Source organism: Micromonospora sp. NPDC050495 (genome assembly GCF_040655175.1).
Lineage (GTDB): Bacteria > Actinomycetota > Actinomycetes > Mycobacteriales > Micromonosporaceae > Micromonospora.
This window is the reverse complement of the sequence record NZ_JBFAJK010000035.1, coordinates 44,038-66,974: the sequence shown is the minus strand read 5'-3', so window position 1 is coordinate 66,974 and position 22,937 is coordinate 44,038. Positions and strand designations below refer to the sequence as shown.

The following is a 22,937-nucleotide window of genomic DNA, read 5'->3' as shown; positions in this document are numbered from 1 at the left end:
CGGCGTGGGCGGCGATCGGACCGGCGAACACACCACCGGTGAACGCCAGACCAGCAATACCCAGCACGCTCTTACGCAGCATCGTGTTCATGACAAAGCTCCATTCGGGGGACGGCGTCCACACCCAAGGGGGATCAGGCAACAGACGCAAGCACCGTCAGGCGCTCAACGGATGACAACGCGACAAGCGCGCACCCAGAGGGAAAGGGTCTTCGGGACGCCCGCACGGTAGGCGCGCACCCACAAAGGGGAAAGTCTTGGGGGGATCATCCCGGCCGCGGGGCGGGGAGCCTTCTTCGCGGCGCCGGGACCATGTGTAACGACCACCGGCCCACCATCATTCCCGGAGGCCCGGCACCCTGTGGGGCCTGCACCCCGTGGGGCCTGCACCCGGTGGGCCGCACCCCGTGGGGTGGTCTTCCTTGGCCGTTCACCCGGATACAACGACCCCCGGCCCCCAGCCATTCCGGCCGCGGGATGCCGCCGGTCACTCCGGAACCGGACATAACCCCCAACGGACGCGGGTCATCGCGGGCGTCGGTCTCGTCGGTGGAACGCCATGGAGGTCACCGGAGCCCGGAGACATCCATGGCGTTCCACCCGGCACACCTCAGCCAGCTCAGTACCGGACAATCCGCCCGGCCGCCCTGGCCACGCAGGGGCAGTGACCATCGAGCGCCCCCGGCAGCGATATCGCCCTGGAGGCTGCCCCGGCAGCCGCGCCGTCCCGGCAGCCGCCCCGCCTGGGCGGTCGCGCCGACAGGCACACCCGAGGTGCCTGGGCGGTCGCGCCAGACAGGCAGCACCCGAGGTGACCCCCGGAAACGGGCAAAACGTACACGAAACGCGGACCACGGATACGGCGGGATCACCCCGATCGGCCTGCCGGCGTAGTGGCGATCCTGGTCCGACTCGCGGGTGGTCGCCACGCCGCAGCGCACGGCACGGACATCGCCAGCTCACGGCACGGACGGACGGCAACTCACGGCACGGACAGGCGGCACCTCACGGCACGGACGGACGGCACCTCACGGCACGGACAGGCGGCACATCCAGGCGGCACCTCGCGGCACGGACGGGGGGCACCTCACGGCCCGGACGGCGTCTGGCTGCTACCAGCGCAGACGAAGGTCACGGCTCGAACTTGTAGCCCAGTCCCCGGACCGTGACGATGTAGCGGGGCGCGGACGGCTCGGGCTCGATCTTGGAGCGCAGCCGCTTCACGTGCACGTCGAGCGTCTTGGTGTCGCCCACGTAGTCGGCGCCCCAGACCCGGTCGATGAGCTGGCCCCGGGTGAGCACCCGGCCGGCGTTGCGCAGCAGCAGCTCCAGCAGCTCGAACTCCTTGAGCGGGAGTTGCACGCCGGCGCCGTCGACGGTCACCACGTGCCGTTCGATGTCCATCCGGACCGGGCCGGCGGCCAGCGTCGGGCCGCCCGGCTCGTTCGCCTCGGCGCTCCGCCGGCGCAGCACCGCCCGGATCCGGGCCACCAGCTCGCGCGGCGAGTACGGCTTGGTCACGTAGTCGTCGGCCCCGATCTCCAGGCCGACCACCTTGTCGATCTCGCTGTCCCGGGCGGTCACCATGATGATCGGGACGTGGGAGCGCTGGCGGAGCTGGCGGCAGACCTCGGTACCCGACATCTCCGGGAGCATCAGGTCGAGCAGCACGATGTCGGCGCCGGTCCGGTCGAACTCGGTGAGGGCGGCGGGCCCCGTCGCGGCAACAGACACCTCGAAGCCCTCCTTGCGGAGCATGTAGGACAGGGCGTCGGAGAACGATTCCTCGTCCTCGACCACCAGTACGCGGCTCAACGGGGTGTTTCCTTTCCTGTCGGTCAGACCGGCCGGAAGTCGGCCGGGCCGGCCTCGATCCCAGCGGAGGAGAGTGTCGCCTCCAGGTCGTCCGGGGGGCTGGCGGGCAGCCGGAGGGTGAACGTCGACCCACCACCAAGAGTGCTCGACACATCCACCCGGCCGCCATGGTTGCTGGCGATGTGTTTCACGATGGCCAGACCGAGGCCGGTGCCACCGGTGGAGCGGGAGCGGGCCTGGTCGGCCCGGTAGAACCGCTCGAAGATCCGGTCGACCTCGTTCGGGGCGATGCCGATGCCCTGGTCGGCCACGGCGATCTCGACGTGCTCGTCGGTGGCCTGCGCGGTGACCCGGACGGTGGTGTTCTCGCCCGAGTAGTTGATCGCGTTCTCCACCAGGTTCGCCACCGCCGTGGCGAGCTGGCTGTCGCTGCCGTACGCGGTGAGGCCGCGCTGGCCGGCCACGACGATCTCCACCCGGCGGGCGGTGGCCGTCGTCCGGGTCCGGTCGAGCACCTCGGCGATCACCCAGTCCACGGCGACCGGTTCGGGGGCGGGCTGCGGTTCGGCGCCCTGGAGCCGGGTGAGTTCCAGCAGTTCCTGGACGAGCCGGCCGAGGCGGGTCGACTCGTGCTGGATGCGCTCGGCGAACCGGCGGGCGGCGATCATGTCCTCGGAGAGGTCGGCCGCGGCCTCGCCGGCCGGCTCGGTGGCGTCCACCAGCGCCTCGGCGAGCAGTTGCAGGGCGCCGATCGGGGTCTTCAGCTCGTGGCTGACGTTGGCCACGAAGTCCCGCCGTACCCGGGCCAGCCGGTGCGACTCGGTGACGTCGGCCGCCTCGACCGAGATGTAGCCGGCGCCCAGCCCCATGGCGCGCAGGTGCACGCCGAGCGGGTTCTCCCCGGCGCTGTCGCGGCCTCGCGGCAGGTCCAGCTCGATCTCGCGCCGCACGCCCGTGCGGCGGACCTGCCCGGCGAGGGTACGGATCAACGGGTGCGCCGCGATCGAGCCGGGCGTCGCCCCGGTGCGGAGCAGGCCCATCGCCCGGGCGGCCGGGTTCACCAGCACCGGCTCGTCGTCCGGGTCGAGCACCACCACCCCGGCGCGCAGGGCGTCGATCGATTTGCGGCCGAGCCCGGCGAGCCGGGCCTGCTGGTCGTCCGGAATCCCGGGCCTCCCTGCGCCTCCTCGGGAGCCGGGGCTCCCCGGCCGCGCCGACCGGCGCCGCCACTCCCGGACGGGCCCGGACAGCAGCAGCCCGGCGACCAGCCCGGTCACCAGTGCCACGGCCACCCCGACCGTCACCGCCCATTCCACCCGGCGATCGTAGGGTCATCGTTTACCTGGCCATCGGGCAGAACGGGACGAAGCACTCGCGCTTCCGGGAAAGTTCACCCCCGGGTCCCGTGCCGTTCACCCGCGTTCATCGTGGCGCCGGTTCCCCCGGCCTACGGTGGGTCGCGCACCTGCTCACGCCGTACCCGGGCCGCTCCGGCCGGCGGCGGCCACCGACCCCAGGAAGTGACCATGCGCGACGAATTCCGGGCCGACCTGCAGATTGTCAGCCAACTGCTGGTGGACATGGCGGAGGGGGTGCGGTCCGCCATGCGCCACGCCACCCGGGGCCTGCTCACCGCCGACCGGGCGGCGTCCGAGACGGTGATCGCGCGGGACGCCGAGATCGACGACCTGTACCGGCACGTGGAGGAGCGGGTCTGCGACCTGCTGGCCCGGCAGGCGCCGGTCGCCTCCGACCTGCGCGCCATGATCACCGCGCTGCACGTCGCCGCCGACCTGGAGCGGATGGGCGATCTGGCCGAGCACGTCGCCAAGACCGCGCTGCGCCGGCACCCGTCGCCGGCGGTGCCGGCCGAGCTGCGGCAGGTCTTCACCGACATGGCCGCCATCGCCGACCGGATGGCCGAGAAGATCGCCACCGTGCTGGCCAAGCCCGACGCCGACCTCGCCGCCGAGCTGGACCGCGACGACGACGCCATGGACGACCTGCACAAGAGCCTGTTCGGTGTGCTGCTCGGCGAGGGCTGGCCGTACGGGGTGGAGACGGCGATCGACGCCACCCTGCTGGGCCGCTTCTACGAGCGCTTCGCCGACCACGCGGTCAACGCCGGCGAGCACGTGGTCTACCTGATCACCGGCGAGACGGCACCCTCGGCGAGCTGAGCCGGGCACGAGCCCCGGCCGCGAGCTGAGCCGGGCACGAGCCGGCGGCGAGCTGAGCCGGGCACGACGAAGGCCCCCGGTCACCCGGGGGCCTTCCGTCGGCCGGGGTCAGCGGCCCTGGTTGGCGACCGCGGCGGCGGCCGCCTTGGCGGCCTCCGGGTCGAGGTAGGTGCCGCCGAGGACCTGCGGGCGCAGCTGCGGGTCGAGGTCGTAGCGGAGCGGGATGCCGGTGGGGATGTTCAGCTTGGCGATCGCCTCGTCGGAGATCTGGTCGAGGTGCTTGACCAGGGCGCGCAGCGAGTTGCCGTGCGCGGCCACCAGCACCGTCCGGCCGGCCAGGATGTCCGGCACGATCGAGTCGTACCAGTAGGGCAGCATCCGCTCGACGACGTCCTTCAGGCATTCGGTACGCGGCATCAGCTCGGTCGGGAGGAGCGCGTACCGGGGGTCGCCGACCTGGGACCACTCGTCGTTGTCGTCGATCGGCGGCGGCGGCGTGTCGTACGACCGGCGCCAGAGCATGAACTGCTCCTCGCCGTACTCGTCCAGGGTCTGCTTCTTGTTCTTGCCCTGGAGGGCGCCGTAGTGCCGCTCGTTGAGCCGCCACGACCGGCGTACCGCGATCCAGTGCCGGTCGGCGGCGTTCAGCGCCAGCTCGGCGGTGCGGATCGCGCGGCGCAGCACGCTGGTGTGCACCACGTCCGGCAGCAGGTTGTGCTCGCGGAGCAGCTCGCCGCCGCGCCGCGCCTCGTTCTCGCCCTCCGCGGTCAGGTCGACGTCGACCCAGCCGGTGAAGAGGTTCTTGGCGTTCCAGTCGCTCTCGCCGTGCCGCAGCAGGACCAGCGTCCCGATGGTGGGCCCCTCGCTCGCAGTCATGCGGATCATCCTGCCGTACCGCCCAGGCGGACACGCGGGGACCGGTGGTGACGACCACCACGTGGAAAAGCTGATGACCGGCGTTCCGGCCCGAGACTAGGTTGTAAGGCGCTCAATAATCATCGGTCATTACCAAAACGGGGGCGTCGGATGCGGACGGTACGCGGCTGGTTCCAGAACACCACGGGCGGGCTGCCGCGGGCCTTCTGGTACCTGTGGACCGGCACGCTGATCAACCGGCTCGGTTCGTTCGTGCTGGTCTTCCTGGCCATCTACCTCACCCAGGAGCGCGGCTTCTCGGCGTCGGCGGCTGGCCTGGTGATCGGGCTCTGGGGCGTCGGCGGGGCGGTCGGCACCACCGTCGGGGGCACCCTGGCGGACCGGTGGGGCCGGCGCCCCACCCTGCTCACCGCGCACCTCGGCGCGGCCACCATGATGCTCGCGCTCGGGCTGGCCCGGCCGCTCTGGGCGGTGGCCCTCGGCGCGCTGCTGCTCGGCATGTTCGCCGAGGCGGCCCGCCCGGCCTTCGGCGCCATGATGATCGACGTGGTGCCGGAGAAGGACCGGCTGCGCGCCTTCTCCCTCAACTACTGGGCGATCAACCTCGGCTTCGCCTGCGCCGCCGTCCTGGCCGGGTTCGCCGCCCAGGCCGGCTACCTGCTGCTCTTCGTGGTCGACGCGGCCACCACGCTGGTCACCGCGCTGATCATCTTCACCCGGGTCCGGGAGACCCGCTCGGTCGCGGCCGGCCCGGCCCGGTCCGACGGCCGCGCCCCGGCCGGCGTCCTGCGGACCATCCTCAACGACCGGGTCTACCTCGGCTTCGTGGCGCTCAACCTCTTCGCCGCGCTGGTCTTCCTCCAGCACATCTCGATGCTGCCCATCGCCATGGGCGACTCCGGCCTGAGCCCCGCCACGTACGGCTCGGTGATCGCGCTCAACGGGGTGCTGATCGTGGTGGGACAGCTCTTCGTACCCCGGTTGATCAAGGGGCGGAGCCGGTCGCACGTGTTGGCGCTCGCGGCGCTGGTGATGGGCGTCGGCTTCGGGCTCACCGCGTTCGCCCACGCGGCCTGGTTCTACGGCCTCACCGTGCTCGTCTGGACGGTCGGCGAGATGCTCAACTCGCCCTCCAACTCCACCCTCATCGCCGAACTCTCCCCCGCCGAACTGCGCGGCCGCTACCAGGGCGTCTTCTCGCTCTCCTGGCAGGTGGCCGGCGCCGCCGCGCCGGTCCTCGGTGGCCTGCTCCGCGAGCACGCCGGCAACACGACGCTCTGGCTCGGCTGCGCCGTGGTCGGCGGGGTGATGGCGGTGGCCCACCTGGTCTCCGGCCCGGCCCGCGAGCGGCGGGCGGCCCAGCTGCGCACCCCGACCCTGCCGGTCCGGCCGGTCACCGTGGTCCGCACCCCGGTGCCCGAGGCGGCCGAGGCCGCGGCCACCGGACCCGCCGAGCCGGTCCGAGCGACCCACTGAGGTACCGGCCGCGGCCGCTCCACCGTCGCCCGGCCGGGTGGGTGAGCAGCGCCACGCTGGCGCGGGGCGGCCCGGCTGCCTACGGTCGACGGCGGAGTAGTTAACAAACCTTCATGGAGGACGGGTGCGCGGCCTGCGGCGCTGGTGGGACAGCTCGGCCGGCGGGCTCCCCGGCACCTTCTGGTACCTCTGGTCCGGCATCCTGATCAACCGGGCCGGCGCGTTCGCGATGCTCTTCCTCTCGCTCTACCTGACCGCCGCGCGCGGCGCGTCGCCGGCCCTGGCCGGGCTGGTCGTCGGGGCGTACGGGGTGGGCGGGGCGGCCGGCACGCTGCTCGGTGGGGTGCTCGCGGACCGGTGGGGTCGGCGGTCCACCCTGCTCGCCGCGCACCTGGTCGCGGCCGGGCTGATGGTGGCGCTGGCGTTCAGCCGGCACCTGCTGGTGATCGCCGTGCTGGCCGCGCTGGTCGGCGTGGCGCACTCGATGCCCAGCCCGGCCTTCGTCGCGGCGATCGTGGACGTGGTGCCGGAGGAACGCCGCGCCCGGGCGTTCAACCTGCAGTTCTGGGCGTTCAACCTGGGCATGGCGGTGGCGTCGCTGCTGGCCGGCGTGCTGGCCGAGGCGAGCTACCTGGCGCTCTTCCTGGTGGACGCCGGCAGCACGCTGGTGACGGCGGTGGTGATCGCGCTGAAGGTCCCCGAGACGCTCGACCGGCGCATCCGGGTGCCGGCCGCCCCGGGCGGACGCCGGCCCGGCCTGCACACCGCGCTGACCGACCGGGTCTTCCTCACCTTCGTCGGGCTGACCTTCCTGCTGGCCGTGCTCACCATGCAGACCTCGACGATCATGCCGCTGGCGATGCGCGCCGACGGCCTGCGCCCGTCCGCGTACGGGCTGGTGGTGGCGCTGGGCGGCGCGCTCATCGTGGCCGGCCAGCTCTTCGTGCCCCGGCTCATCGCGCCGTACCGCAAGGCGGCCGTGCTGTCGATCTCCACCGGACTCATGGCGCTCGGCTTCGGCACCCTGTCCGCCGCCGACCACCTGCCGGTCTACCTGGGCGCCGCGGTGGTCTGGACGGTCGGGCAGATGCTGGCGGCGCCGCCGAACGCCCAGATCAACGCGGACCTCGCCCCGCCCGAGCTGCGGGCCCGCTACCAGTCGGTCTTCTACCTGACCTTCCCGGCCGCGTCCTTCGTGGCGCCCGCGCTGGGCGGGCTCAGCATCCAGCACCTCGGCGAACGGCACTGGCTCGTGGTAGGCGGGCTCGGCCTCGTCGCCGCGGTCGGCCACCTGCTCGCCGGCCCGGTCCGGGAACGCCGGGTCGCGGCGCTGCGGGCGGCCACCGCCGAACGGGAGAAGGCGCTGGCCGGGGAGCGCTGACCGGCACCGCTGGCCGGGGAGCCTGACCGGCACCGGCCGGAAACGGCTCGAGCGCCCACCCTGACCCCCGTCAGGATGGGCGCTCGGACCGTACGCCCGGCGGCGGCGGGCGACCCTCACCCCCGTAAGCGTCGCCCGCTCGCGCCGCCGGTTCCACCGGGTGGCACCGTCCCCCAACGGCGTGCTCCACCCGATCCCTCGCGTCTCGCTTGCGCGGATCTGATCGATCCGCCGCTCCCCCGAACGATTCCAAGCGTGACGCGGTGCAATAAAGTTAGTTCGCCCGGATTCCGGATTCAACCCGGATCGCTGTCTCGCCCGTCACAACCGGGCCGAAAAGCTCCTGCTCCGGGCCTCGGTCATGGCCAACAGGGAATCCCCGCCGGCCATTCCCGTAAACCTCAACCGTCCTCCCGATTCGGGTTCTCGGTCCGGAAGAAGTTGCTCTGCCGGCCGTCCCGAAGCTGCTCCTGATAGATCAGGTTCAGCTGGCGCAGGTCGAACGTGCGGAACCAGTCGTCCCAGCTGATCTCCTGGATCCGGCTGCTCTCCCGGTAGCCCGGGATGTTGAAGGTGAGCACCCCCGGCCGGTTGCCGCGCTCCGTACCGGCGATGGTGGCCGGCTTGGCGTTGCGGGCCCGCGCCCAGCGCTGGATCACCTCGTGGTTGCGGGTGACCAGGCTGCGACCCGGACGCTCCGGCCGATCCTCCAGCGACATGATGAGCTGGGACGAACCGACCGACCGGCTGGACGCCCGCCCCGTCGTCGTACCCCCCGACGGGGCCGCCCGGGCGGTGGCCCGGCGGGCCGGTGCGGCCTTGGCCCGGGCGGTGGTGCGCTTCGCGGCGGGCGCCGACTTCCGCGCGGCGGTGGTCCGCTTCGCGGCCGTGCCCGTCCGGGTCCGCGCGCCGGTGGTCTTCGCGGCCGGCGCCGCCTTCCGGGTCCGCGCGCCGGCCGCCTTCGCCGCCGGTGCCGACTTGCGGGCCCGCGCGCCGGTCGCCTTCGCGGCCGGCGCCGCCTTCGCCCGGGCGGTGGTCTTCTTCGCGGTCGTCTTCTTCGCCGCGGCGGTCTTCTTCGTCGCGGACGCCCGGCCGGCGGGGCCGGTGCTCTTCCGGGCGGCGCCACCGCGCGACTCCGAGCGCAGGGTCCGGGTCAGGGTCTTCACCAGATCCGGCTTGCGCATGGCGGAGATTCCGGTGACCCCGCGGCGGCGGAGTTGACCCCGAAGGTCGTCCACCTTCATCCGCGAGATGTCGGATTCGGAAATGCCCGGCGTGTTCGCGGTCTGGTTGCCGGGTTGCCGCTTGGTCCTGGCCGCGGTGCTGCCGCGACCTGAGCTGTTGCGCTGAGCCATGGGAAACGCTCCTCGACAGTCCGTCCTCGGCCCGCGGTGGGTCCCAGTGCCGCACCGCGCGGTGCGGCATACCCGTCAGGACGGGTCCGAACCTCCAACGCCCGAGGTCGCGCCGGCCGACGGCTCGAAGAGGTGGGCGAACGCGGCCAGATTGGCCGTCGACTCGCCCCGCTTGACCCGCCACTCCCACTCCCGGCGGATCGCGGTGCCGAAGCCGATCTCCAGCATGCTGTCGAACGACTCGTCGGCGTAGGTCAGCACGGCGCCGAGGAGCCGGTCCAACTCCTCCTCGTCCACCCCGGCCAGGTTGACCCGCCCGGTCAGGTAGACGTCGCCGACCGCGTCGATCGAGAACGACACCCCATACATCCGGGCGTTGCGCTGCAACAGCCAGGCCCAGAGCTCCTCCCGGCGCTCGTCCGGCTGGCGCATCACGAACGCCTCGACCCGCAGCGCGTGCTCGCCGACGATCAGGTTGCAGATCGTCTTGAGCTTGTGCGTGCCCGGCAGGGTGACCGCGTACGACGTCTCGGCGGTGGACTCCCACTCCAGCTCACGCTCGGCGCAGACCGACTCGATCAACGCGGCGACGGCACTCCTGCGGCTCATCGCACCCACTCTACGGTCGCCACCCGCCGCCCGCCGGGCGGGCGAGCCGGGTCACCACGAGCAGGAGAGGGCGGGATCGCGGGCCAGCCGGTCGGCCAGCCGGGACCGCTGCTCGGCGATCGCCTCACCGTAGACGGCGAGCAGGCCGGTCACCGTACGCTGCCAGGAGAAGTCGCGGGCGTGCCGCTCGGCGCCCTGGGCCAGCGCGGCCCGGCACAGCCGGTCGGGCAGCAGGCGGGCCAGCGCCCGGGCCCAGTCCACCGGGTCGTGGCCGTCGATGAGCATCCCGCTGACGCCGTCCCGGACCGCGGTCACCAGACCGCCCACCGCCGCCGCCAGCACCGGCGTGCCGCAGGCCTGGGCCTCCAGCGCCACCAGCCCGAACGACTCGTTGTACGAGGGCACCGCGACCAGGTCGGCGGCCCGGTAGAGGGCGGGCAGGTCCTCGCCGGTACGCGGCGGCAGGAAGCACACCCGGTCGGCCACCCCGAGCGAGGCGGCCAGCTCGATCAGCGCGGTGGGCCGGTCGAGGCCGCTGCCGCTGGGCCCGCCGCAGATCACCACGGTCACCTCGTCGGCGAGCGCGGGATCGCGCTGGCGCAGCGCGGCGACCGCGCGGATCAGCACGTCGGGGGCCTTGAGCGGCTGGATTCGGCCGACGAAGGCGACCACGTACCCGGCGGTGGGCAGGCCGAGGCGGCGGCGCGCGGCCATCCGGGCGGCGTGCCGGTCACCGGCGGCCGGGCGGAACCGGTCCAGGTCCACCCCCGGCTGCACCACGGCGACCCGGGCCGGGTCGGCGTCGTACCGGTCGATCAGGTCGCCGGCTTCGACCCGGGTGTTGGCGACCAGCCGGTCGGCCTCGGCCACCACCTGCTCCTCGCCGATCACGCGGGCCTTGGGCTCCGGCCGGTCCCCGGCGGCGAGCTGCGCGTTCTTGACCTTGGCGAGGGTGTGCGCGGTGTGCACCAGCGGCACGCCCCACCGCTCCTTGGCCAGCCAGCCGACCTGGCCGGAGAGCCAGTAGTGCGAGTGGATCAGGTCGTAGTGGCCCGGCGGGCGGGCCGCCTCGGCGCGCAGCACGCCCGCGGTGAACGCGCAGAGCTGCCCGGGCAGCTCCTCCTTGGTCAGCCCTTCGAGCGGGCCGGCGGTGACGTGCCGGACGTGCACCCCGGGCGCCATCTCGACCACCGGCGGCAGGTCACCGGAGGTGGCCCGGGTGAAGATCTCCACCTCGACGTCGGCCTCGGCCAGCCGCCGGGCGATCTCCAGGATGTAGACGTTCATGCCGCCGGCGTCGCCCGTGCCGGGCTGGTGCAGCGGGGAGGTGTGCACGGAGACGGTGGCGATGCGGCGCGGCCGTGGCCACGGCAGGGCACCTCGCTGACGACCGACACCGGTGTGCAAATCCGCCACGTCCGCTCCCTCTGTCACGGTTGATGCCGTCCCGCACGACCGGCGCTTCTCGGTCAACCTCCACGCCGGATGTCATCTTCCCTATCGGGCTTGGGAAATGCTTCCCGGCCGGGTCCCGGCGTGACGGAGCTCATCGGCACGCCCCGACACGGGCCGGGGGAGAATGACCGGATGACCTCTGTCGCCATCGTCACCGGAGCGTCCAGCGGGATCGGCGCGGCCACCGCCCGCCGGCTGGCCGCCGAGGGTTTCCACGTGCTCGCCGCCGCGCGGCGCACCGACCGGCTGGCCGGCCTGGTCGCCGAGATCGAGTCGGCCGGCGGGGCCGCCACCGCGGTGGAGTGCGACGTCACCTCGGACGAGTCCGTCGCCGGCCTGGCCGCCGCCGCGGCCGCCGCGCCCGGCCCGGTCACCCTCCTGGTCAACAACGCCGGCGGCGCGCGCGGCCTGGACCCGGTGGAGTCCGGCTCGGTGGGCGACTGGCAGTGGATGTACGAGGTGAACGTGCTCGGCACGGTCCGGGTCACCCAGGCGCTGCTGCCCGCGCTGGAGGCCTCCGGCGCCGGCACCATCGTGATCATCAGCTCCACCGCCGGTCGCGTGGTCTACGAGGGCGGCGGTGGCTACACCGCCGCCAAGCACGCGCAGACCGCGGTCGCCGGGACGCTGCGGCTCGAGCTGTGCGGCCGCCCGGTCCGGGTCATCGAGATCGACCCGGGCATGGTCAGGACGGAGGAGTTCGGGCTGGTCCGGTTCGACGGCGACGCGGCCAGGGCCGAGGCCGTCTACGCCGGTGTCGCCGAGCCGCTGGTCGCCGAGGACATCGCCGACTGCGTCGCCTGGTGCGCCACCCGCCCGCAGCACGTCAACATCGACCAGCTGGTGGTCCGCCCGCTGGCCCAGGCCGCCCAGCACAAGGTGCACCGGACCACCTGATGCGGGGCCGGCCGCTCGGGGTGGTGACCCGGGGGACGACCAACCCCAACCGGCTCCGCCGGGTGGACAACTGGATCGTCGAGACCTGCGGGGACGCGCTGCGGGCCGCCGCCGACCCGCTCGTCGTCGACCTGGGCTACGGCGCCACCCCGGTCACCGCCGTCGAGCTGCGGGCCCGGCTCGCCGCCGGGGTCCGCGCCGACGTCCGGGTGGTCGGGCTGGAGATCGATCCGGTACGCGTGGCCGCCGCCCAACCGGCCGCCGACCCGCCCGGCCTGACCTTCGCCCGGGGCGGCTTCGAACTGGCCGGCCTCCGGCCCGCCCTGGTCCGGGCGTTCAACGTGCTGCGCCAGTACGACGAGAGCGAGGTCGCCGAGGCCTGGCGTACCGTCACCGGACGGCTGGCCCCGGGCGGGCTGCTCGTCGAGGGCACCTGCGACGAGCTGGGCCGGCTCGGCGCCTGGGTGCTGCTGGACGCGTCCGGCCCGCGCACGCTGACCCTGGCCGCGCGGCCGACCACCCTGGAAAGCCCGGCCCAGCTCGCGGAGCGGCTGCCCAAGGCGCTGATCCACCGCAACGTGCCCGGCGAGCCGATCCACGACCTGCTCGTCGCCCTGGCCGACGCCTGGCAGGCCGCCGCAGGCTACGCCCCGTTCGGCCCCCGCGACCGCTGGACCAGGACGGTGGCCGCCGTCAAACAGGCCGGCTGGCCCGTCCTCGACCGCCCCCGCCGCTGGCGCCAGGGCGAACTCACCCTCCCCTGGCCCACCATCGCCCCCACCTGACCCCCTCCCCCTCCCCCTCCCCCTCGCCCTCGCCTGCCCTCCCCCTCGCCCTCGCCTGCCCTTGCCCTGGCCTGGCCTGGCCTGCCCTCGCCCTAGCCTGGCCTGGGCCCGCCCGCACCCGCACCCGCACCCGCACCCGCACCCGCACCCGCACCCGCACCGGCACCGGCACCGGCACCGGCACCGGCACCGGCGATCATGGAGTTGTGGCACCGAACAAACACCGCAAAAGCCGCGAGCTGGGCACCACAAGTCCATGATCGATGCAGGAGGCCGCCGGGGTGGGCGAGGGCGGGGGCCACCGGGGTGGGCGGAGGCGGAGGCCGCGGGGCGGGGGGTGGGGGTGGGGGTGGGGGGTGGGGGGTCAGATGGTGCAGTTGATGAGGACGGGTTCGGGGTGGAGGGTCACGCCGAAGCGGGCGTGGACGCCGTCCCTGATCTCGCGGGCGAGGGCGACCAGGGCGGCGGTGCCGGCGGTGCCGCCGCGGTTGGTGAGGGCCAGCGTGTGCTTGCTGGAGATCGCCACTCCCGCCGGGCCCGGGTAGCCCCTGCCGAAGCCGGCCTTGTCGATCAGCCAGGCGGCACTGATCTTGACCCGATCCCCCGGGCAGGGCCAGTTCGGCGGGTCACCCAGGTCGCCGACGCGCTCCCGGAAAAGGTCGTACGCGGCCCGCTCCAGCACCGGATTCGTGAAGAACGAGCCCACCGAGCGGGTGTCCGGGTCGTCCGGGTCGAGCACCATGCCCTTGCCGGCGCGCAGCCGCAGCACGGTGGCCCGGGCGTCGGCCAGCGGCACCCGGTCGCCCACCTCGACGCCGAGCGCCCGGGCCAGTTCGGCGTAGCGCACCGGGCCGGAGAGCGGGGCGCGGGTGAGCCGGAAGTCGACCGAGAGCACCACCCACCGGTCGCTGTACTTGAAGATGCTGCCCCGGTACGCGAACCCGCAGTCCTCGGCCGCGATCCGGACCACCGCCCGGTGGCTGCGGTCGTACGCCTCGACGGCGACGATCGTCTCGGCCACCTCCTGGCCGTACGCGCCGACGTTCTGGATCGGGGTGGCACCGGCCGAGCCGGGGATGCCGGAGAGGCACTCGAGCCCCGACCAGCCGTGCTCGACGGTCGCCGCCACCAGGTCGTCCCAGGGCTCGCCGGCCTCGACGCGTACGGTGACGGTGTCGGCATCCTCCGCGACCACCCGGTAGCCCCGGGAGCGGATCAGCACGACGGTGCCGGGGAAGCCCTGGTCGCCGATCACCACGTTGCTGCCGCCGGCGAGGACCAGGACGGGGTCCTCCCGCAGCTCCGCTTCCTGCACCTGCTGGACGATTTCGTCGGCGCTGGCGGCGGTCGCCAACCGGCCGGCGGGGCCGCCGAGGCGCAGCGTGGTGTAGCGCGCCAGGGTGGCCGGGTCGGCCGGGTCGGCTCCGGTCGTCGGTTCGGCGTAGACGTCTGACACACCTCTCACCCTAGGCTGAGGGGTAGCCGCGGCACCCACTGGTGGCCCGGTCACCCCCGGGAGGATGGCGATGAGCAGATTGCACGGCACGAAGGACTTCTGGATCGGCTCGTTGCGGACGGAGGCACCCGCCTTCGCCGCCGCCGTTGCCGAGGCGCCCCCTGAGACACCGGTGCTCTCCTGTCCCGGCTGGACGGTCTCCGATCTCGCGCACCACCTCACCCGGGTCTACGTCTGGGCCCGGACGGTGCTGACCGCCGGGACCACCACCCGGCCGGAGCGGCACGATCCGGAGCCGCCGGCCGGCCTGGCCCCGGCCGACTGGTACCGGCGGGAGTTCGACCAGTTGATGGCGCTCCTCGAGGGGCTGGATCCGGAGGCGCCGGCGTGGAACTTCGCGCCGCAGCCGAAGAAGGCGGGCTTCTGGCCGCGCCGGATGGCGCACGAGACGGCGGTGCACCGCTGGGACGCCCAGCTCGCGATCGGCGCGGGCGAGCCGATCGAGGCCAAGCTCGCGGCCGACGGGGTGAGCGAGGTGCTGGACACCTGGCTGCCGGCGGGGCGGCGGATCACGCCGGGCCAGTGGCAGGGGGTGGTCCAGTTGAGCGCGACGGACGCCGCCCAGGACTGGTACCTGCGGCTGCGCGGCGAGGGGGTGGCGCTGCTGGACACCGCGACCATCCTCGACCACGACGACCACCACGCCCGGGTGCAGGTCACCGGGACGGCCAGCGACCTGCTGCTGGCGGTGATGGGCCGGATCAGCTTCGACGCCCTCGGGGTGGCCGGTGACCAGCGGCTGTTGCAGGGCTTGCGGGTGGGCTGAGGTCGCCTCGGCGTACGCCTTGCGGGGAGTGGCCCGTCCCGTCGGGGGCGGCCACTCCCCGGCGCTTTTCCGGGGTCACCCGGGCCGCTTCGTAACGGTCTGAGAGCGCTCTCTTGACAGGACGGGAGGCAACCTCCACCCTGTCGTGAGAGCGCTCTCTCAGTTCCGGAACCACCCTCCACCACCCGTTACGACCTAGAGGGGTCAGCAGACAGATGGGTACCTTCACGCGCCGCCGGCTGGCGGCGGTGGCCCTCGTCGCCACCACCGCGCTGCTCGGCGCCACCGGCTGCGGTGGCGGTGACGACGAGGCCGCCGACGGCCCGGTCACGCTCACCGTCGACGTCTTCGGCCAGTTCGGCTACGAGGAGCTCTACCAGGAATACATGGCCGACCACCCCGACGTGAAGATCGTCGAACGGGGCACCGGCGGCAACCTCGACGAGTACTCGCCGAAGCTCACCCAGTGGCTCGCCGCGGGCAAGGGCGCGGGCGACGTCGTCGCCATCGAGGAGGGCCTGCTCGTCGAGTACAAGGCCAACCCGCAGAACTTCGTGAACCTGCTCGACCACGGCGCCGCGGAGCTGAAGGGCAACTTCCTCGACTGGAAGTGGAACCAGGGGCTCACCGCCGACGGCAAGCAGCTCATCGGCCTCGGCACCGACGTCGGCGGGATGGCCATGTGCTACCGCAAGGACCTGTTCGCCAAGGCCGGCCTGCCCACCGACCGGGACGCGGTCGGCCGGCTCTGGCCCACCTGGCAGGACTACATCAAGGTCGGCGAGCAGTTCACCGCGAAGAAGACCGGCGCCGCGTTCCTCGACGCCGCGACGAACACGTTCAACACGATCCTGCTCCAGACCGCCGGCAACACCACCGGCTACAGCTACTACGACACCGGCAACAAGCTGGTCGTGGCGAGCAACCCGGCGGTCAAGCAGGCGTACGACACCACGATGGACATCATCGACTCCGGCCTCTCCGGCCGGTACGGCTCCTGGTCGGAGGAGTGGGTCTCCGCGTTCAAGCAGTCGAAGTTCGCCACCATCGCCTGCCCGGCCTGGATGACCGGGGTGATCGAGGGCAACGCCGGCCCCGGCGCCAAGGGCAAGTGGGACATCGCCCAGATCCCCGGCAACGGCGGCAACTGGGGCGGCTCGTTCCTCGCCGTGCCGAAGCAGAGCAAGCACCAGGCCGAGGCGATCGCGCTGGCCAAGTTCCTGACCAGCGCAAAGGGCCAGATCGGCGCGTTCAAGGCCAAGGGCCCGCTGCCCTCCTCGCCGCAGGCCCTGGCGGACCCGGCGATCGTCGACTCGACCAGCGCGTACTTCTCCGACGCCCCGGTCGGCACGATCTTCGCCACCGGCGCCAAGAGCCTGAAGCCGGTCTACATGGGCCCGAAGAACCAGGCCGTCCGCACCGAGGTGGAGAACGCGGTCCGCACCGTCGAGTTGGGCAAGCGCACCCCGGAGCAGGGCTGGGCCGACGCGGTCGCCAACGCCGAGAAGGCCGCCGCCAAGTAACCCGAGCCAGCGCGTGCGGGCGGGCCCCGGTGACGGGGTGCCGTCCGCACGGCGGAAAGGAGTCCCGGGCCATGGCAGTCCAGCTCGACGCCCGCCCGCCGGTCAGACCGGCGCACCGCACCACCCGCCCGAGCCGGGGCGCCCGGCTCAGCCGGTTCGACGCGACCTACTCGCCGTACCTCTACGTGGCCCCGTTCTTCCTGGTCTTCGGGGTCTTCGGGATCTACCCGCTGGTCTACACCTTCTGGGTGTCGCTGCACGACTGGGACCTGCTCGGCGCCGAGCACCCGTTCGTCGGCCTGGACAACTACAGCCAGTTGCTCGCCGACCCGGACTTCTGGCACTCGGTGGTGAACACCCTCGGCATCTTCGTCATCTCCACGGTCCCCCAGCTGCTCGCCGCGCTCTGGCTGGCCAACCTGCTCAACCGGCAGCTCCGGGCCCGGACCACCTGGCGGATGGCGGTGCTGATCCCGAACGTCACCTCGACCGCCGCCGTGGCGATCGTCTTCGCGGTGCTGTTCGGCCGCGACTTCGGCATGATCAACTGGCTGCTCGACCACGTCGGGATCAGCGCGATCGACTGGAAGGCCAACCGGTTCGCCGCCTGGGTGGCCATCTCCACCATGGTCGACTGGCGGTGGACCGGCTACAACGCGCTGATCTTCCTGGCCGCCATGCAGGCCATCCCGCGCGACCTGTACGAGTCGGCGGCGATCGACGGCGCCGGCCGGGCCCGGCAGTTCTGGTCCATCACGGTGCCGCTGCTCAAGCCGACGATCATCTTCGCGGTCATCATCTCCACCATCGGCGGCCTTCAGCTCTTCACCGAGCCGCGGATGTTCAACTCCGGCACCAACGCGATCCGCGGCGGCCCGCTGCGCGAGTCGCAGACGGTGACCATGTACATGTTCGAGAACGCGTTCGCGCCGCACTACAACTTCGGCTACGGCTCGGCCATCGCCTGGCTGCTCTTCGCGCTGATCGCGCTGGTCGCCGCCGTCAACGTCCTGCTCCTCCGCCGGCTCGGCGGCGCGCGCAAGGGGGACCCCCGATGACCCGCCTCTGGTCGGCCGGCCGGCTCACCTACCTGGCGCTGGCCCTCACGGCCGCCCTCTCCGTCTTCCCGATCTACTGGATGTTCGTGGTGGCCAGCCGGACCAGCGACGCGATGGGCCAGGTGCCGCCCCCGGTCACCCCGGGCGGCAACCTGGGCGCCAACATCGCCACGCTCTTCGACAACACCGACGCGTACTTCCTCACCGGTCTGATCAACTCGGCCATCGTGGCCAGCACGGTGACCATCTCGGTGGTCTTCTTCGCCACCCTGGCCGGATTCGCCTTCGCCAAGCTGCGATTCCGAGGCCGCAACGCGCTGCTGCTGGTCATCGTCGCGACCATGATGGTGCCCACCCAGCTCGGCGTGATCCCGCTCTACCTGCTCATGACGAAGCTGAACTGGAACGACCGGCTGCCCGCGGTGATCGTGCCGGCGCTGGTCACCGGCTTCGGCGTGTTCATGATGCGGCAGTACGCCGGCCAGGCGGTCAGCACCGAGCTGATCGAGGCGGCCCGGATCGACGGCTGCAACACCGCGCGGATCTACTGGAACGTGGTGCTGCCGGCGCTGCGCCCGGCCGCCGCCGTGCTCGGCCTGCTCACCTTCATGACCACCTGGAACGACTTCCTCTGGCCGTACGCGGTGCTCAACGACCCGGAGAACCCGACCGTGCAACTGTCCCTGCGGGCCCTCTCCGACGGCTACTACCAGGACATGTCGCAGGTCTTCACCGGCACGGCCATCGCCACCCTGCCGCTGCTGCTGGTCTTCGTGGTGTTCGGCCGCCAGATCATCGGCGGCATCATGGAAGGCGCCGTGAAGGCGTGAGGGCGAGGGACGAGCCGGGGTCGCCGGACCCGTGGCCAGGAACGAAGGAAGGCGCCGCGTGACGCAGCTGAGGTTCCCCGAGAACTTCGTCTGGGGGGCGGCCACCGCCGCGTACCAGATCGAGGGCGCGGCCGGGGCGGACGGTCGCGCGCCGTCCATCTGGGACACCTTCAGCCGTACGCCCGGAAAGGTCTTCGCCGGGCACACCGGCGACGTGGCCTGCGACCACTACCACCGGTACGCCGAGGACGTGGCGCTGATGGCCGAGCTGGGGCTGCGGGCGTACCGGTTCTCGGTCGCCTGGCCCCGGGTCCGGCCCGCCGGCACCGGCCCGGACAACCCGCCCGGCCTGGACTTCTACGACCGGCTGACGGACGCGCTGCTGGGGCGGGGCATCGACCCGATCGTCACGCTCTACCACTGGGACCTGCCGCAGGCCCTGGCGGACCGGGGCGGCTGGACCGTCCGGGAGACCGCCGAGCACTTCGCCGAGTACGCGCTCGCCGTGCACGGCCGGCTCGGCGACCGGGTCCGCACCTGGACCACGCTCAACGAGCCGTGGTGCTCGGCCTACCTGGGCTACGGCAACGGGGTGCACGCGCCGGGCGGGCAGGACGCCGGGGCGGCCTTCCGGGCCGTACACCATCTGCTGCTCGGCCACGGCCTGGCCGCCCGGGCGCTGCGCGCGGCCGGCGCGCAGGTCGTGGGGATCACCCTCAACCTGGCCGACGTGCATCCGGCGGACCCGGACAGCCCGGCGGACGCCACGGCGGTGCGGCTGGTCGACGGCCTGCACAACCGGATCTTCCTGGGCCCGCTGACCGGTGCGGGATACCCGGAGGACGTGCTGGCCCACCTGAGCCGGCTGGTCGAGCCGGACTTCCTGCGGGACGGCGACGAGAAGCTGATCGCCGCCCCGCTCGACCTGCTCGGCCTCAACTACTACTCCCCCACCTACGTGGCCGGGCGGGCCGGCGGCGCCGGCAGCAGCGCGTACCCGGGCAGCGCGGGCATCGTCGAGTTCCTGCCGCCGGTCGGGCCGGTGACCGAGATGGGCTGGCTGATCGAACCGGCCGGGCTCACCCGGCTGCTGGAGCGGGTGGCCGCCGACCACCCGGGCCTGCCGGTCATGATCATGGAGAACGGCGCGGCGTTCCCCGACGAGCGGACCGACGAGCTGGGCCGGGTCGCCGACGACGACCGGATCCGCTATCTCGACGGGCACCTGCGGGCCGCGCACGACGCCCTCGCCCGCGGCGTCGACCTGCGCGGCTATCTCGTATGGTCGTTGCTGGACAACTTCGAATGGGCCGAGGGTTACCGGAAGCGGTTCGGGATCGTGCACGTCGACTACCCGACCCAGCGGCGCACACCGAAGCGAAGTGCCCGCTGGTACCAGGAGGTGATCTCCCGGAACGGGCTGTGACGAGGCGGTGGTAACGGGGATGACGACGGCACAGCGGCCCACCCTGGAGGCGGTGGCGAGACGGGCGGGCGTGTCCCGCGCGACCGTGTCCCGGGTGGTCAACGGGTCTACCACCGTCGCGGAACCCATCCAGCAGGCGGTCCGCCGGGCGGTCGAGGAGCTGGGGTACGTCCCGAACCTCGCCGCCCGCAGCCTGGTCACCCAGCGCACCGACTCGGTCGCCCTGGTCCTGCCCGAGGCGGCCACCCGGGTCTTCTCCGACGACCAGGTCTTCCCCGGCATCATCCGCGGCGCCGCGCAGGAACTGGAGGCGGCCGACAAGCAGCTCGTGCTGATGCTGGCCGGCTCGCCGGCCGGGCACGAACGGGTCGAGCGCTACACCACCGGCCGGCACGTCGACGGGGTGCTCTTCGCCTCGCTGCACGGCGAGGACCCGCTGCCCGGCAGGCTCGCCCGGCTCGGCATCCCGGTGGTGTGCAGCGGCCGGCCGCTGGACGGCGCCGAGGTGCCCTACGTCGACGTCGACCACGTCGGCGGGGTCGCCCGGGCGGTCCGCCACCTGATCGGGAACGGTCGCCGGCGGATCGCCACCATCGCCGGGCCGCAGGACATGGTGGCCGGCATCGAGCGGCTGATCGGCTACCGGGACACGGTCGCCGCCGCCGGCCTGCCGGAGCTGGTCGCGTACGGCGACTTCACCCGGGAGTCCGGCAGCGCGGCCATGCGGCAACTGCTCGCCGCCGACCCGGAGCTGGACGCGGTCTTCGCGGCCTCCGACCTGATGGCGCACGCCGCCCTGCGCACCCTGCGGGAGGCCGGCCGGCGGGTGCCGCAGGACGTCGCCGTGATCGGCTTCGACGACATCGACACGGCCGCGTACACCGAGCCGCCGCTCACCACGATCCGGCAGCCGATCGTCGAGCTGGGCCGGGCGATGACCCGCCAGCTGCTCCGGATCGCCGCCGGGGAGCAGGTCGAGCAGGCCCTCGTGCTCCCCACCGAACTGGTGCTCCGCGACTCCGCCTGACCGGCCGGGCGGGACCCCTTAAACGCCTCGCCGGGTCGGCGGACCGGGCGCTACGGTCGGCCGATGACCGACACCGTGCGCCTGATCCGGGCGGCCCAGCTCTCCGACGTCGCCGAGTACGCGTACGCGGCCGAGGTCGTCCCGCCCGCCCGGCTGGTCTTCACCGCCGGCGCCTGCCCGCTGGACGCGGACGGGCGGACGGTGGCCCCCGGCGACCCCGCCGGCCAGGCCCGGCAGGTGATGGCCAACCTGGTGGTCGCCCTGGCCGCCGCCGGGGCCCGGCTCACCGACGTCGTCCGGACCACGGTGTACGTGGCCAGCGGCGACCGTGCCGACCTGGTGGCCGCCTGGGAGGTGGTCCGGGACGCGTTCGGTGACCACGACGTGCCGAGCACCCTGCTCGGGGTGGCCGTGCTCGGCTACCCCGACCAGCTCGTCGAGGTCGAGGCGGTCGCCGCGGTCCGGGCGGAGGTCGCCTGAGTGGCCCGCCGGCCCGCCCGCGGTAAACCCGTCGCCAGCGGGCGGGCGACGGCTCTAGGGTCGCCGGATGACCGACCTGATCAGATCCGCCCGCCCCGAGGACGCGCCCGGTGTCGTGGCGCTGCGCGCGCTCGTCTTCCCCTACCTGGTCCGCGGCGTCGAATCGACCCGACGCATGATCGCCCAGCCGCCGCCCGGCGAGGACTGGGCGGCCTGGGTGGTGGAGACGGACGGGCGGCTGGTCGGCTGGGGGTCGGCGTACCGCAACACGCAGACCTCGACGGCCGGCGTGGGGGAGATCTCCACCCTGCACGTCCACCCGGCGCACCGAGGCCGGGGCGCCGGCACCGCCCTCTTCGACGCCGCCCTCGGTCACCTGCGGCAGACCGGCGCGACCCGGGTGCTCACCCACTGCCGCGCCGAATCCCTGCCGTTCGCCCAGCGGCACGGCTTCACGCCCAGCCGCGAGCTGCGCTACTCCGCGCTCGACCTCCGGCCCGCCCCGCCGATGCCCGAACCGCCGCCCGGCGTACGGCTGCTGCCGGCCGGCGAGGTCGACCCCCGGCGGATCCACCGGGCGGACGCGGAGTCGGCGCGGGACGAGCCGGGCGACGTCCCCACGGACGTGCTCGGCTACGACCTCTGGCAGCACGAGGTCTGGGACAACCCGGGCCTGGACCGGCAGGCCAGCACGGTCGCCGAGGTGGCCGGGGACGTGGTGGCGCTCAGCCTGGTCAAGCGGGACGGTGACCGGATGTGGTCGGACTTCACCGGCACCGTGCCGGCGCACCGGGGCCGGGGGCTGGCCCGGCTGACCAAGCAGGTCGCCCTGCACCGCGCGGCGGCGACCGGGGTGCGGACGGCGTACACCTCCAACGATGAGGCGAACGGGCCGATGCTGGCGATCAACACCCGGCTCGGCTACCGGCCGGTGGACAGCCAGTGGTCCTGCCGCCGCACGCTCAGCTGAGCCCGCCGGCGACCCGCACCGCGGTGCCGTAGGTGTCCGCGCCGAAGAGCACGAGCCGGGCCTCGGTGACGTGCGCCGGGGTGGCCGCGTGCAGCACGGTGAGCGCCTGGCGGACCGCGTCGTCGACCGGCCAGCCGTAGACGCCGGCGGAGATCAGCGGGAAGGCCACGCTGGTGGCGCCCAACTCGTCGGCGACCGCCAGGCTGTTGGCGTAGCAGTCGCGCAGCAGCGCCGACCGGTCCTCGCGTGGGGAGAAGACCGGCCCGACGGTGTGCACCACCCACCGGGCCGGCAGGTTGCCCGCGGTGGTGGCGACCGCCTGGCCGGTGGGCAGGCCCCGGCCGTAGCGGGAGGCGCGCAGCGCCCGGCACGCCTCAAGAATGGCCGGGCCGCCCGTGCGGTGGATCGCGCCGTCCACTCCCCCGCCGCCGAGCAGCGAGGAGTTGGCGGCGTTGACGATGGCGTCGACCCGCTGGGCGGTGATGTCTCCCGCGATCAGGACCGTGTCCACG

At 73.2% G+C, this 22,937-nt stretch carries 21 protein-coding genes; 13 read left to right on the top strand and 8 right to left on the bottom strand.

Annotated elements, in window-relative coordinates; all coding sequences use genetic code 11:
* Positions 1 to 1,131 precede the first annotated feature (1,131 nt).
* Together AB0I11_RS26245 and AB0I11_RS26240 are read right to left on the bottom strand one after the other, a co-directional pair.
* Positions 1,132 to 1,815, bottom strand: a complete 684-nt coding sequence (locus tag AB0I11_RS26245; protein WP_357325883.1) for a response regulator transcription factor — start codon at positions 1,813 to 1,815, stop codon at positions 1,132 to 1,134.
* A 23-nt stretch (positions 1,816 to 1,838) separates the two neighbouring features.
* On the bottom strand, positions 1,839 to 3,131 hold the full coding sequence (locus tag AB0I11_RS26240; RefSeq protein ID WP_357325880.1) for an ATP-binding protein: 1,293 nt from the start codon (positions 3,129 to 3,131) through the stop codon (positions 1,839 to 1,841).
* A 210-nt stretch (positions 3,132 to 3,341) separates the two neighbouring features.
* On the opposite strand from AB0I11_RS26240, the gene phoU reads away from it, so the two are divergent.
* Positions 3,342 to 3,995, top strand: coding sequence for a phosphate signaling complex protein PhoU (phoU, locus tag AB0I11_RS26235; RefSeq protein WP_046570813.1), 654 nt, complete (start codon positions 3,342 to 3,344; stop codon positions 3,993 to 3,995).
* 108 nt (positions 3,996 to 4,103) lie between these two features.
* Here the strand turns inward: phoU and AB0I11_RS26230 are convergent, their stop codons facing one another.
* Positions 4,104 to 4,871 (bottom strand): phosphoglyceromutase, encoded by a 768-nt coding sequence (locus AB0I11_RS26230; protein WP_357325876.1) that lies wholly within the window; start codon positions 4,869 to 4,871, stop codon positions 4,104 to 4,106.
* 150 nt (positions 4,872 to 5,021) lie between these two features.
* Here AB0I11_RS26230 and AB0I11_RS26225 point away from each other — a divergent pair, with 150 nt between their 5' ends.
* The gene (locus tag AB0I11_RS26225) at positions 5,022 to 6,347 is read left to right on the top strand and encodes an MFS transporter (RefSeq protein WP_357325873.1); all 1,326 of its coding nucleotides are present in this window, start codon (positions 5,022 to 5,024) and stop codon (positions 6,345 to 6,347) included.
* A 124-nt stretch (positions 6,348 to 6,471) separates the two neighbouring features.
* On the top strand, positions 6,472 to 7,728 hold the full coding sequence (locus tag AB0I11_RS26220) for an MFS transporter (protein WP_357325869.1): 1,257 nt from the start codon (positions 6,472 to 6,474) through the stop codon (positions 7,726 to 7,728).
* A gap of 401 nt (positions 7,729 to 8,129) precedes the next feature.
* Here the strand turns inward: AB0I11_RS26220 and AB0I11_RS26215 are convergent, their stop codons facing one another.
* The 3 genes from AB0I11_RS26215 to mshA all read right to left on the bottom strand — a co-directional run bounded on the left by AB0I11_RS26215 (position 8,130) and on the right by mshA (position 11,108).
* Positions 8,130 to 8,972, bottom strand: a complete 843-nt coding sequence (locus AB0I11_RS26215; RefSeq protein WP_357325891.1) for a hypothetical protein — start codon at positions 8,970 to 8,972, stop codon at positions 8,130 to 8,132.
* Between the two features lie 186 nt (positions 8,973 to 9,158).
* On the bottom strand, positions 9,159 to 9,692 hold the full coding sequence (locus AB0I11_RS26210) for a YbjN domain-containing protein (RefSeq protein ID WP_357325866.1): 534 nt from the start codon (positions 9,690 to 9,692) through the stop codon (positions 9,159 to 9,161).
* 51 nt (positions 9,693 to 9,743) lie between these two features.
* Complete coding sequence (mshA, locus tag AB0I11_RS26205) at positions 9,744 to 11,108, bottom strand: D-inositol-3-phosphate glycosyltransferase (protein WP_357325863.1); 1,365 nt, start codon at positions 11,106 to 11,108, stop codon at positions 9,744 to 9,746.
* 171 nt (positions 11,109 to 11,279) lie between these two features.
* On the opposite strand from mshA, the gene AB0I11_RS26200 reads away from it, so the two are divergent.
* Both AB0I11_RS26200 and AB0I11_RS26195 read left to right on the top strand, forming a co-directional pair.
* On the top strand, positions 11,280 to 12,044 hold the full coding sequence (locus AB0I11_RS26200) for an SDR family oxidoreductase (protein ID WP_357325860.1): 765 nt from the start codon (positions 11,280 to 11,282) through the stop codon (positions 12,042 to 12,044).
* The gene (locus tag AB0I11_RS26195) at positions 12,041 to 12,829 is read left to right on the top strand and encodes a class I SAM-dependent methyltransferase (protein WP_357325889.1); all 789 of its coding nucleotides are present in this window, start codon (positions 12,041 to 12,043) and stop codon (positions 12,827 to 12,829) included. The genes AB0I11_RS26200 and AB0I11_RS26195 overlap by 4 nt, the downstream gene beginning before the upstream one ends.
* A 364-nt stretch (positions 12,830 to 13,193) precedes the next feature.
* Here the strand turns inward: AB0I11_RS26195 and AB0I11_RS26190 are convergent, their stop codons facing one another.
* Positions 13,194 to 14,285, bottom strand: coding sequence for a UDP-N-acetylmuramate dehydrogenase (locus AB0I11_RS26190; protein WP_357325857.1), 1,092 nt, complete (start codon positions 14,283 to 14,285; stop codon positions 13,194 to 13,196).
* A gap of 70 nt (positions 14,286 to 14,355) precedes the next feature.
* Between AB0I11_RS26190 and AB0I11_RS26185 the strand changes: the two genes are divergently transcribed.
* The 8 genes from AB0I11_RS26185 to AB0I11_RS26150 all read left to right on the top strand — a co-directional run bounded on the left by AB0I11_RS26185 (position 14,356) and on the right by AB0I11_RS26150 (position 22,425).
* A complete protein-coding gene (locus AB0I11_RS26185; RefSeq protein WP_357325854.1) occupies positions 14,356 to 15,111 on the top strand; it encodes a maleylpyruvate isomerase family mycothiol-dependent enzyme in 756 nt (251 codons plus the stop codon).
* A gap of 215 nt (positions 15,112 to 15,326) precedes the next feature.
* Complete coding sequence (locus AB0I11_RS26180) at positions 15,327 to 16,634, top strand: extracellular solute-binding protein (protein ID WP_357325851.1); 1,308 nt, start codon at positions 15,327 to 15,329, stop codon at positions 16,632 to 16,634.
* 71 nt (positions 16,635 to 16,705) lie between these two features.
* The gene (locus AB0I11_RS26175) at positions 16,706 to 17,692 is read left to right on the top strand and encodes a sugar ABC transporter permease (protein ID WP_357325848.1); all 987 of its coding nucleotides are present in this window, start codon (positions 16,706 to 16,708) and stop codon (positions 17,690 to 17,692) included.
* Positions 17,689 to 18,522 (top strand): carbohydrate ABC transporter permease, encoded by an 834-nt coding sequence (locus AB0I11_RS26170; RefSeq protein ID WP_357325845.1) that lies wholly within the window; start codon positions 17,689 to 17,691, stop codon positions 18,520 to 18,522. Before AB0I11_RS26175 ends, AB0I11_RS26170 begins: the two co-directional genes overlap by 4 nt.
* Before the next feature lie 58 nt (positions 18,523 to 18,580).
* Positions 18,581 to 19,948 (top strand): GH1 family beta-glucosidase, encoded by a 1,368-nt coding sequence (locus AB0I11_RS26165; RefSeq protein ID WP_357325841.1) that lies wholly within the window; start codon positions 18,581 to 18,583, stop codon positions 19,946 to 19,948.
* Between the two features lie 19 nt (positions 19,949 to 19,967).
* Positions 19,968 to 20,975 carry a LacI family DNA-binding transcriptional regulator gene (locus tag AB0I11_RS26160; RefSeq protein WP_357325838.1) on the top strand — a complete coding sequence of 336 codons (1,008 nt, stop codon included), beginning with the start codon at positions 19,968 to 19,970 and terminating at the stop codon, positions 20,973 to 20,975.
* A 63-nt stretch (positions 20,976 to 21,038) separates the two neighbouring features.
* Positions 21,039 to 21,455 (top strand): RidA family protein, encoded by a 417-nt coding sequence (locus AB0I11_RS26155; RefSeq protein ID WP_357325835.1) that lies wholly within the window; start codon positions 21,039 to 21,041, stop codon positions 21,453 to 21,455.
* Positions 21,456 to 21,522: 67 nt separating this feature from the next.
* On the top strand, positions 21,523 to 22,425 hold the full coding sequence (locus AB0I11_RS26150) for a GNAT family N-acetyltransferase (protein ID WP_357325832.1): 903 nt from the start codon (positions 21,523 to 21,525) through the stop codon (positions 22,423 to 22,425).
* Here the strand turns inward: AB0I11_RS26150 and AB0I11_RS26145 are convergent.
* On the bottom strand, positions 22,418 to 22,936 hold the full coding sequence (locus AB0I11_RS26145) for an O-acetyl-ADP-ribose deacetylase (protein WP_357325828.1): 519 nt from the start codon (positions 22,934 to 22,936) through the stop codon (positions 22,418 to 22,420). The two genes, AB0I11_RS26150 and AB0I11_RS26145, sit on opposite strands and share 8 nt — an antisense overlap.
* Position 22,937: the final 1 nt, after the last annotated feature.